This window comes from Mycoplasma zalophidermidis (assembly GCF_018913985.1).
Taxonomy (GTDB): Bacteria; Bacillota_I; Bacilli_A; order Mycoplasmatales; family Metamycoplasmataceae; genus Mycoplasmopsis; species Mycoplasmopsis zalophidermidis.
This window is the reverse complement of sequence record NZ_JAHMHK010000001.1, coordinates 74,193-86,197: the sequence shown is the minus strand read 5'-3', so window position 1 is coordinate 86,197 and position 12,005 is coordinate 74,193. Positions and strand designations below refer to the sequence as shown.

The following is a 12,005-nucleotide window of genomic DNA, read 5'->3' as shown; positions in this document are numbered from 1 at the left end:
TTTAATCCTTAATTAAAGATAATACCTCGGGTCCGAACAACAATTTCAAAGTGTTGCTTTCAGTGCTATTAAATAGTACTGTACCAGGCATAATTTCTATATAAGATTTTGTTTTTAAAAGAGAGTCTATTTTGTCGTTTAAACTACATAGATAATCATCGAGATTTGGGTCATTCGATGATGATAGATTTGTGCAAATTACTGAAGATGAAATTTCATTTTTTATGATTGGTACCAAAATATTTTGGCTAAACTTAAGATCAATATTGAAACTGATTATAAAATTTCTAAATATTATGTCGTGCTTTTTGGCAATTGCTTCTTTTAACTTGTTATTGAATTTCGTAAAACTAGGCGATTCAAAACCCATACCTTTTGATAATAATACCGACGCGTTTAATTGCTCAAATGATATAAATTCTGGGTCCTTAATTAAGGAATTATATGAATCGTATAAGTTAATAAGTGATAATTCATTTTGCAATTTCATTGATTTTATTTTCTTTTTCAATAATGAATTATTTTTCATTATTCACCTCCTTAGTTATATTTTTTTTGTGTATTGATAATTTGTATAGTGTAAATCATAAATTGGTAACTGAGTATAGTGAATATGCTATTGCAATACATAATTCAGTAATTGTCAGAATTTGTGTAAGAGATAAATCGGAATTTATATAATTAAATCCAAAATTATCTTTAGATATTAGAATTTGATTTAGGTCAAAAATGAATATTAAAACTCCTAAAAATGCCAATTGAAGATAAATAAACGAAAGAGATATTTTTGTGGCGGAAATATTTCTTTTTAGGTAAATTATCATCATAATGATTGAGACGATTGAAGTAATAAATAGATTAATTAGATTAATTCTATTATCATTATTTGCCATAGTGAGAATAAAAAAGCTTACTCAATTTAGTGTTGAAAAACCAGAAATTGATATAGTATTTTTTATTAGACTTTTTGTTTTAAAAGGTTTCACAAATGAAGATATTAAGTAGAATGCCAATATTAGTAGTGAAATCACTGAAAAAGATAAATATCAATAATTAGAAATATATATCTTATCTGGAATTACAAAACTCCTTTTATTGTTAATTACGAAAAAAACACTTGTAGTTCAGGTTAAAATTGCTAATACTGAAATAAGTAAAAAGTAAATCGAATTCCTTGTAAACGCAGAATCGTATTGCTTATTTAAAAACAAGTTGATTTTATCTCAATTAGAAAAGAATACCAAAATTGCCACACCAGAAAATAGAGAAATTATTATTAGTAAATTAATTGCTTTTTTCTCAGTAAATAATTGTTTAAATCAATCACTAAAATCATTTGCAATTAGCATTAGTTTCGCGCTTGAAGGTGAATCGGGGTTAACGGACTTTGCGGTTCAAGTAAAGAAAATAGTCAAAATAAATGAAACTAATAGTGCTTTGAAAACTTGAGAAATAATTAATATAGAAGAATTACCATAAGTAATGGGGTCAGATTTTTTCTTTACATTATATGAATAAAGCGAAAAACTTAGGTCAATAAAGTATAAAGGAATAAACACCCATAAAACTTTTGCTATTTCTATAGCTTCAAAACTATGATATGTAAAGAATAATATAAATGATGAAATCGATAATATAAAATACAAACTAAATCAAGGTCAATAATTATTAATTTTTTCCTTATTAATTAGGATATCTCTAAAGGATTTAGTTATTGGATAAATTAGTAAAAACAGTAAAATGGATATTCGAAACAATAAAGTAAAATTATATTCTCTTGTTTCTAAAGTTGAAAAGTTGAAAAATCTAATAATTTCAAGCGAACTAGAATTGTTTTGATACAACTTCGCCGACATTATAGTCTGGTTAGAAAATATCAAAATAAATAGTAGCGAACAAAAAAACCAAATTCCTAAAATACTTAGATATATTTTGATAGATAAATTATTTTTTTGTTTAGAATTCATTGATTCATAGTCATCATAGATTCTCTTATCACTAAATATAGGTGATGTCATTACGCCCCTTCCTTCGCTCTTAAATTAAACATTGTGTTTTTCCTTGTTTTGATTTTGATTGAACAAAAATTCACTCGGAACATTCTTTTTAGAAATACCTTTTTTAAATAACCAGGTTTTTAGACCGTTTTCACCATAAATTTTAATTAATGAATCTAAATAAGATGTTTTCTGATCTTTGCCACCACCATAAATTAAATCGTATTGTGGAAGGTTGTAATCACCGTAAGCACCTTTATAGTCATATCCTTCAGATCTGAAAGCGGCTACGAAGTCAGTCTTGGCGGACGGTATGATTGTGCTATGAACACCTACTAGTTCATTATTTTGATTTCTAACACTAGAACCAGATGAACCACCAATAGGAACAAAGTGTCTTAACATATATTGTAAACCAGTGTTAAAGTAGCTTTTTAACGTGGTTTTATCATCACTATATGTTTTATAAATTTCCTTGCCTCTAATAGGTGAAACGATAAATCCATCATTTAAACCCGGTTTATCAATAAATGAACGGTATCCAACTTGATATGATAAGTAGTTACCTCTTTTATATCTTTCCTCTGGGAAGTTGGGCTGACCGCCCTCGCTTACATTAGTACCACTGTAGAATCTATAATCTGAGTTTGTTCATAAGCTTTGGTATGTTTCCTTTCACTTTATTTGGTCATCGTCATAATATCTTCTTAAGAAGAAATCTTCACGAGCCATTGGATAACCCAAGGCAAATAATTCATCAGTTGTTTTTGTATCGCCTTTTCTTTTTGCAATTGGAAAATCAATGTTTTGGTAATTTAATAGATATGATTTAGAAAGAAACTTAGTTTTTTTATCATCGCTTCTACTATAGTAATCATTAGTAATTAATTTAGCTAATTTTTGTGCATCGCCGTTTGATAACACTGAATTATCAAGTACTGGTTTAGTATTTCTTATTACCGAACTTTGTAAATTAACTAATTTTTTAAAATCAACTTCAATAACTGCAAAATCAATCATTTCTTCAACATCTTTATATTTTTCTTTATCAGAAGTTGTTAGGTACTGTGATGGTGAAGTATTTAAATAATCTGTTGCGTCATATACTTTTTTTACAGCTTCGCCAATATTGTTTCCACCAAAATTAAAGTTAGTGAATCTATCGTCTAAACCGGTTAATCTCAGTAAGGATTTCACGCCAGTTTGTGGGCTTAAAACAGTTACGTTAAAACCATTAAAGGTGCTAGAAGACATTAATTTTGCAACGTGTGAATTAGTTCCAAAATATCATTTGGTTGGATATCCCCCGTTATTAGGAATTTCATAATCCATTATTCACATAGTCCCGTTAGCACCACGTGACTTACGGTTGTATTTTAATTCATCTTCGTAGCCTTTTAATTCATCCTCAAAAATCTTTAATAAATCGTCAAACGTATAACTCTTAATTTTGTTAATTTCGTCATCTATTTTTTTGTATTTAGCTGCAAAATCATTTTTAATTGCTGGCTTATCTTGTTCAGCCGCTCTGTTTAATTCTCTCTCTTCGTCGTATTTTAAGATATTTTTTTCAGTTTCTTTTTGATCGGTAGCTGCTTTTATATATTCTTGAAGTCTAATGGTTTCTTTATTTGTTTTTCATTTTTTAATTAATTCAATATTTTGTTTTGCTTTAGCGATTTCTTCCGCGAAGGTTTCAGCATAGTTAAAACCAACAGCGAGTGTTTCAAGACCTATTTGTTTATAAAATTCGTTAGGAAGTAAACGCGCCAAACCTATAGATTGATAAACGTCTCTACCACCAAGAAAGTCAACTTTTGAATGTTTGGCAGGAGCACTTTTTGGGTAAATTGATAATCCATCAAAGCTTCCATCTGCTTTTAATTTTGGTAAGGTGTGTCCTTTATAAGCGGCATCTTCATAAGTGTTTATGTTTACATCTTTGGCTATTGAATTAAATTTTTTTGCTGATTCAGGTGTGTAATTTAATTCTGGTCTTATTTGATCAACACTTTGATTATGGTATTGGGTTTTAATACCTTGCATATAATCAGCATTATCAATTTTTCATCTTTCTAATTGACTTGCTTTCACATATTTATCAAAATCGCTATCTGAAAATCCGTTTTGCTTAGGATCTGATGGAAATGTGCCGTCATCATTTGTTCCATTGGGACTGATTTTAAACCCATCAAGTTCGAATGTTCTAATTTCAGATAGATTTGGGTTATTCACGTCAGATAGTAATACTGATATCTTTAATTTTCCGGTAAGGTTTGCATCTCAATCAGTAGAAACTGTTGTGATTTTTACATTAATTCTATTTTTGTAACTATCTTTTAGGCTTAATTTTATTAATTCTTCATATCTTTTTTGAATAGTTTGAGGAGTAAAACTATTTTTACTTTTTGTAACACCAAACTCTTCAATTTGTAAATCAAATAATTGATTAAACGAAAGTTGTCTAACAGAATTTAAACCTTCAGAACCAAGCACATCTTTTTTACCTGAATCATTATTAATTTTTGAATTTTTAGCATCATCAACTTTTTTATCTGGTTGATTTTCTTTTTTTGCGTCATCATTATTTTTACATGATGCAGAAATTGCAACAAATGGCAAAATATGTAATCCGCAATTTGTAAGTAGTATTAGTTTATTTTTTTTCATTATTGATAACTCCTTATAAGTAATCGTATCCGTTATCTATTTCAACTTTTATACCCGCTCCTTCTAGAGCTGATTTGACAGATGTGTTGCCTGGGTCTAATAAAACTGTTCCAGTAAATGCTTCATCGCCATTTTTTGCATATCTCGTAAAAGTTTGTAAGTTTGAAATTGCATTTGAAGTGATTGATGAATCAGTATATTTAAATTTAGTTGTGCCTCTTTTGTTAGAAAAGAAAATTTTCGGTGTTTGGAATGGACCGGTTGCAAAATTTTCTAAACCAGCTGAATCTAAATCTTTTAATCCTATTTCATAATATTCTTTATTATTGAAGAAGGTAACTCTAGTTACTTTTCTTGAACCATTTGTAGGTTTCTGAGTATCGTTAAAAATTAATCCATGTAATGTTCTTATTTTTGGAACCCTACTAAAATCTAAACCGGTTGGATAACTATTTCCTTTTTCATTATTATCAGGGTTTAGCCCTGGACCAAGACCACCTTGGAAGAATGGTTCATTATTTCTTGCATAATAAGCCATTCTTAAACCTAAATTAATTCTTTCGTAAGGGTCACTTGAACTTTCGTTGTAATCAATTTGGTCGAACGCAAGTGTGTCAAATGTAATTCTTGTAGCAATTTGAGAATTTATATTGTATTCCGAGCTCACATTATAGTCGTTGGTGTTAATTCATTCAGTATTTCTAACTGAAAGAGGGTTAACTGTTCACTCATCTTGTAATGAATTTCCTAAGGTGTATAGCGATAATTCTTTTATGTGTTTATTTTCAAGCGCTATTAACGAACCAGTATTTGTGGCTTGAGCTGAGAAAAATAATTCAAGTTGTTTAATGTCATTAGGTAATTCTTCTAAAATAGGTTTAAACGCTTGAGCGGAATCGTTTTGACCCATGTTACGTATACGGTATGAAACAACCGGAAGATTTTTTTCTTTGATTTTCTTGATTAATGTGATTGTTTTGTCATATCCAGACTTGTTTGATGCATCTATTTCAATAACAATTCCTTCGTTAATTTGATTTGGACTATTATCTGGTTTATCACGTTTCATTAATATTGCGTTAATACCATCGCCCTGATTTATTAACCCATCAAATCTAGGATCAGTGTTAATGTTAGATGAACTTCATCCTGGGTAAATTCCGTTTTTAACATCATCTGGATTTCTCATTCATTCAGTATTATAACTAAAGACTCTTCTGGTGTAGTTATCACGTTTTAATCTTGATGTTACACTGTTAAAATCTGGCGCAGGTGAATAGGCATAAGAGTCTATTTCTCCGTTTTCATTTATGTAAACATTATCGGGGTCGGTAGTAAAACCTTTAGCTAGCTGTGCTTCAGCATTTGAAGTTAATTTTGTTACTTTAGTAAAATCAAAGTTTTTATATAGTCACGAGTATCTATGTTCTTTACTTTTGAATTCATTATTATCAAGCATTTTTTGATACTCGATATCCTTGCCTTCTTTGAGGAATTTTTTTACATTAGGCGAGTCAAATAATCTTTGTCATTTATCACTAATTTTCTCTCAAACTCAAGGTTGTTGTTGTCAAAAACTTTTAATTTGGTTTGGGTCATCAATTTCATTCGATAATTCTCAAACTTTTTGTCCGAAACCAGAACTAAGTCCTCCTTTAGTATCACTCAAGACTTTTTCCCTTAATTCTTTTGTTACTTCAACACTATTTAATTTACCGGTGCTGTCATTAATATAAGGATTTACATTTGAGATTTTATTTCTAACGTCAAAATCAAAAATCTGTCTTGGCTTAAAAGGCGTAATATCTGCTTTCACTTCTATTCCAGAGATAATAATAGTTTGTTTATTATTATCTCTTGATGGTGACTCAGGTGTTTTTTGTGGGGGTAATGGAACGGGTTTAGGTTTGGGTTTTTCAGGCGCCGGTTTTGGTTTGGGTTCGGGTTTAGGTTTGGGTTTTTCAGGTTTAGGCTTAGGTTTTTCAGGTTTTGGTTTTTCAGGTTCGGGGATTTTTTGTATTTCCTTCTTAGGAACAGGTTCTGGTTTTGGTTTTTCAGGTTCTGGTAGCGGTTCAGGTTTAGGTATTTCTTTTAGGTTGTTATCCGCGTTAGAAGGATTTGTATTTTTTAATTCTAGATTATCCTTTGGTATAAAATTAGGTTTTGCAATTTGCGCGGATGTATAGTGTGTAGCTAGTTGAGAATTTACAGAAGCAAAATAAACAATAGTTCCTATTGAACCGGATGCTATTACACTACCCAACAAACTCAATACAATTACTTTAGTTTTACGTTTTTTAAACAGACTCATTTTCACCTCAATATATATAGTTATTTATTACCACATAATTATCTAATATTTAACAGAAAAGTCTTTTTTTTTTTTTTTTTTGGAACGCGCCGTTACACTGTGCTAATCAAGTTAATTATCGATAATAATTTAGTATATCAAATATTAGTCAAAGCGGTTGTTTAATTCATTTTAATTATTATTTTTAAAAAAATAATACCGAGATGTTTTAATGGGATATTTGTAATAACAATTCGCTTTATTTTAATTTAATTAAAAGCAACAAAAACCAAATATTACGATGGTGATGTGGTTGTTTTAAATGTTGTGTTTTGTTATAAAAATAAACAAGATAATGATTTTTGTTATTTTCTTGTTAGTTATGAATCGCGGTAGATGTCTTTGTTTATTTTAGACTGCCTAGTAATAAATTAATATTGTAAAATTTTGATTAATTAAATGTTGTATGCACTTAAAGAAATCAATTCACGTGTGCTAGGTTATTATCATATTAATTAAATTTCAGGATTAAAAATATCAAGCATATTATCTATGCCTGATATTTTATAAAATAAGATTTCAAATTTAATGTATTTATATCTGTTTAATTAAAATGAAAGAATTAAGCAATAGTTGAGTTTCTTTTAAGTGTTTTTGCGGTTTTAGCGCTTACTCTTAAAGTAACTTTTTTGCCATCAACGTAAATTTTGATTTTTTGTAGGTTAACGTTGAATTTTCTTTTTGATGCGTTCATAGCGTGTGAACGTTTATTACCTGTTTGCGCACGTTTTCCCGTTAATTGATCTACTCTAGCCATATTTGCTCCTTTCAGTCATTATTTAATAATTATAAAAAAGTATCCTTATTATACTAAGAAAAAGATAATTCAATAATTTTTTTGTTACTCTCTCAAATGTGAAGTTATCTGAATAAAAAATAAGTAATTAGTTTAATTTATGTTCAATTTATCAATTAAAATTTTTGCAGCGATACAGCCGTCAGCGGCTGCAGTTATGAGTTGTCTTACTTTTTTTGCTGTGATGTCCCCTACAGCAAAAATATTTTCAACTTTTGTTTCCATTTCATCATTAACTATAATGAAACCAGAGCTATCTACAATTTCTAGGTGTTCGTAGATTGAATTATCAGGGATAAATCCGATCAAGGAGAATAATGCTCTTGATTCAATTTCAAAATTTTTATTAGTGATATTATTACGTAATACTATTTTGGAAAATCCTTTTTCATCGCCTACTAATTCAAGAATCTCACTATGTTTATGAATTGTGATGTTTTTAATTTCTTTAATTGAATTAACTAGTATTTTGTCAGCTGTTAAATCATTTAATACTATTAAATCGACATTCTTAACGAACCTTGAAGCAAAGATCGCCTCTTCAACAGCAGAATTACCACCTCCTAACATAACTATATTTTCATCGCGATATAAAGGTGCGTCACATGTAGCACAAAAATGAATTCCAAGATATTTATATTGCTGATAATTTTTAATAAAAGAAGGTTCTTTATGTTTTAATCCAGTGGCAATAATTATTGATTTTGACTTTAAGCTTTGACCATTTGCGAGCAAAACTTCCTTATCTCAAACTCCGTATGAATTAATTTTTATTACTTCTTCCATAATTAATTTAGCGCCATACTCTTTAGCATGGTTTAACATGTTGAGACCCAGTTCGTATCCCGAGATTGAAGGTGTCCCCAATCAATTTTCTACTGTTGCACTTGTTACAATTTTTCCACCAGGATTTTCTTTTTCGATTATAGCAACATTTAATCCCCCACGTGCTGCATATAACGCAGCATTAGAACCGCCAGGTCCTGAACCTATAACTATAAGATCATAATTCATATTACCCCCTAACTTTAGAGTATTCTTGTTTTTTTCTATCAAATAATCTTGTTTTGTTGATGTATTTTAAATATTCACAAGGGTGAGCGTAAACATAACTAAATCTAATTCCTTGTTTTTCTTTGTGGTAGTGTATGTGGTTGAAAAACTGAAAGTAAATAAAGAATAGTGAACCAATTGCAATGAAAACTAATGATGCTATTGTATATAACTGATATGCATCTTGACGTAAAGGTTCTAGCGCTAATCTGACTAGACCATATCAAATAAAATACATTGATGATGATGAACCTGGTTTTAACAGTCCAAAACCATTAATAATTCAAACTAAGACAATATATCCGAATAAATTTGCTAGTCCTTCATATAGGAATAATGGGTATCTAAATAAACCGGGTTGATTTAATGATTGACTATAGGCGTCGCTGATAAACATATTTTGTGCAAAGTTTTTACCAAAAATTAATACAGAGGATCCATCTCAATCAACCTTGCCGTATAGTTCATGGTTAGCATAGTTTCCTCAACGGCCAATAAATTGACCAATTAAAATTGTGGGAATAATTATGTCTAGAACTTTTCGAAAATCTACTTCATGACGCTTATGATATATGTAGATACTATCTATGATGACACAAAGCACAACACCACCTTGAATACTTAGTCCACCTTCTCAGACTTTATATCAGGATGATCAGTCGAATTCAGGCACATATAACGCAACCTCAACCAAATCTCATAAACGAGCACCAATAATGGCTGATGGTATAGTTAATACTATTAATGTATATAAAATTTCAAATTTATATTTTTCACGTTTCCAAAAAAACGTTATTGTTAATATTGATGCCAAAATACCTAAAAGTAATGTAATTGAGTATGTTCTAATTGGAAAAGAACCGATATTGAATAATGTGGAACCTGAGTTAGCAGGTACTCCAGCAACAATGTCATAATAATTGTTTGGGTTCACAACTCCTCCTTGATATTGATTTAATGATTTACATTTTACTATATTTCATATTTATTTTTTAATCTATAATTTATATTAATCATATTAATCTAGTAATTCAGAGATATTTACGGAATCAAATATTGCTTTAAATCTTTTTTTGATGTGCTAAAATTGCTTTTGGGTAGAAGTAAATTCGGTAGTTGCTCGAGTGGCTGAAGAGGTTTGTCTCGAAAACAAATAGTGATGTAAATCACTCAAGGGTTCAAATCCCTTACTACCGGCCATTTTTTTATTGCTTTTTTTCAATAATATTGGTATTTGTGGTATAAATTAGGAATTAATATATACATTATTTTCATTTTAATAATCAATTAATAGGAGGAATATGAAACCAACAAGATTAGTAGCCATAGGTGGTGTACAAGAAATTGGACAATCATCTTTATTTGTTGAATATGACAACAATATATTTATTATTGATGCGGGTATTAAATTTGCCGATACTGCGCAAACAGGTATTAAAGGAATTATTCCTGATTATTCATATTTGGCTCAAAATAAAGAAAAAATTCGAGGTTTATTTATAACTCACGGACACGAGGATCATATTGGAGGGGTTGTTTATTTAGTTAAACAGGTCCCAATAAAGAAAATTTTCGCACCTAGAATTGCAATACAATATCTGAAATTAAAATTCGATGAACACAAGATTAATAAAGGTATTGAATTTGTTGAAATTGAAAAATCTGCTGTGCATAAATTTGGAAAATGTACAGTAGATTTCTGATCCGCTCAACACTCAATTCCCGATGCTTTTGGTATTAGAGTTAACACTCCTAATGGTTCAGTAATGTGTACTGGTGACTTTAGATTCGATTACAACCCAATTGGTGAAAGCTACACAGATTTCGCGAGATTGGATCAAATTGGTAAAGAGGGACTGACCGTTTTATTATCTGATTCAACTAACGCAATGAGACCAGATCATTCCCCTTCGGAAAATGACATTCTTAAAGACATTGAAAAATACATGCGGCAAGCAACTAGAAAAATTATTGTTACTGCTTTTGCTTCTAACTTAACTCGTGTTAAGGCTATTATTGAATTAGCTGCTAAACTTGGTAAAAAAGTTGCAACCTTTGGTCGTTCAATGGTGAATGGAGTAAAAATCGGACGTAAATTAGGCTATATTAAAGTTGATAGCAAGGTTTTAGTTGATAAAAAACAAGTTGCGAATGTTCCTGAAAAAGATTTGGTTATTTTAACAACTGGTAGTCAAGGTGAACAATTAGCCGCCTTAGCCCGTATGTCTCATGGTAAACATCAAAGCGTCAAAATCGAAAAAGGCGATTTAATTATCTTCTCTTCAAGTCCCATCCCTGGAAACCATATGGTTATTGAACTCTTAGTTAATAGATTAGCTAAATTGGGTGCCGATATCAAAGAAAATGGTGTGGATGGTTACTTGCACACGTCTGGTCACGCATACAAACACGAGCACGACAAAATTTTTCAATTAACTAAACCAAAATATTTTATTCCTTACCATGGTGAATACAGAATGAGTATTGTTCATGGACAAAGTGCTGTGCGTAATGGTGTAGACCCTAAAAATATATTTATTCCTGAAAAGGGTAGAGTTTATAACATAATAAATCAAGAAGTTTTTGAAACCAATGAACGTATCGAATATGGTCCGGTTTATATTGATGGTAATAATACTCTTAACTTAAATGCCAACATTATTAAGGAAAGACAAAAACTTGCCGAAAGTGGCTTTGTTAATATTTGTTTAACAATTGACCGCAAAAAAAATATTATTTTAGGTAGACCAACACTGATTTCAAGAGGTGCTTTCTATGTTAAAACTTCCCTTGATTTAGTTACTGAGGCTAAACGTGTTGCACATGGTGCTGCCTTGTATTACATTAAAAATAATGAATCGTGAAATGTTGTTGAACTTAAACAATTAATAGTTGATAGATTAGAGAATTTGTTTTATAAAGAAAAACGTCGTAAACCAATAATAATTCCAACAATTTTATTTACTGATGATGGTGATGAACCAGCGTTCGCAAATTCTTCAATTAATTTTGCTAAAAAAGGCAAAGAAACAGATACTAAAACTAGAAAATTGTTGAAGGATGTTAAATCTGAAATGTTCGGTGATAAATCAGAAATTGATGATGACATTCATGATGATGAAGAAGACATTGAGTAGAC

The 12,005-nt window shown here is 30.0% G+C and carries 8 protein-coding genes and 1 tRNA gene; 2 read left to right on the top strand and 7 right to left on the bottom strand.

All coding sequences use genetic code 4. From position 1 onward, the window contains the following. Position 1: 1 nt before the first annotated feature. The 7 genes from KQ878_RS00320 to lgt all read right to left on the bottom strand — a co-directional run bounded on the left by KQ878_RS00320 (position 2) and on the right by lgt (position 9,800). Positions 2-529: an MSC_0623 family F1-like ATPase-associated protein gene (locus tag KQ878_RS00320; protein ID WP_216505098.1), complete on the bottom strand. Its 528-nt coding sequence runs from the start codon at positions 527-529 to the stop codon at positions 2-4. Next, on the bottom strand, positions 519-1,967 hold the full coding sequence (locus KQ878_RS04500) for an MSC_0624 family F1-like ATPase-associated membrane protein (RefSeq protein WP_373422568.1): 1,449 nt from the start codon (positions 1,965-1,967) through the stop codon (positions 519-521). The genes KQ878_RS00320 and KQ878_RS04500 overlap by 11 nt, the downstream gene beginning before the upstream one ends. A gap of 75 nt (positions 1,968-2,042) precedes the next feature. Next, positions 2,043-4,667: an Ig-specific serine endopeptidase MIP gene (gene mip / locus KQ878_RS04285; RefSeq protein ID WP_216567711.1), complete on the bottom strand. Its 2,625-nt coding sequence runs from the start codon at positions 4,665-4,667 to the stop codon at positions 2,043-2,045. A 13-nt stretch (positions 4,668-4,680) separates the two neighbouring features. Further along, complete coding sequence (locus tag KQ878_RS03815) at positions 4,681-6,978, bottom strand: putative immunoglobulin-blocking virulence protein (RefSeq protein ID WP_216505090.1); 2,298 nt, start codon at positions 6,976-6,978, stop codon at positions 4,681-4,683. Between the two features lie 601 nt (positions 6,979-7,579). Then, positions 7,580-7,774 carry a 50S ribosomal protein L28 gene (gene rpmB, locus KQ878_RS00290; RefSeq protein ID WP_216505089.1) on the bottom strand — a complete coding sequence of 65 codons (195 nt, stop codon included), beginning with the start codon at positions 7,772-7,774 and terminating at the stop codon, positions 7,580-7,582. A 132-nt stretch (positions 7,775-7,906) separates the two neighbouring features. After that, on the bottom strand, positions 7,907-8,827 hold the full coding sequence (locus tag KQ878_RS00285; protein WP_216567710.1) for an NAD(P)/FAD-dependent oxidoreductase: 921 nt from the start codon (positions 8,825-8,827) through the stop codon (positions 7,907-7,909). 1 nt (position 8,828) lies between these two features. Next, entirely contained in the window at positions 8,829-9,800 is a 972-nt protein-coding gene (gene lgt, locus KQ878_RS00280) for a prolipoprotein diacylglyceryl transferase (protein WP_216567709.1), read from the bottom strand. 176 nt (positions 9,801-9,976) lie between these two features. On the opposite strand from lgt, the gene KQ878_RS00275 reads away from it, so the two are divergent. Beyond that, positions 9,977-10,066: transfer RNA gene (locus KQ878_RS00275), tRNA-Ser, on the top strand. A 101-nt stretch (positions 10,067-10,167) separates the two neighbouring features. Further along, positions 10,168-12,003, top strand: a complete 1,836-nt coding sequence (locus KQ878_RS00270) for a ribonuclease J (protein ID WP_216505083.1) — start codon at positions 10,168-10,170, stop codon at positions 12,001-12,003. The last annotated feature ends 2 nt before the right edge of the window (positions 12,004-12,005 follow it).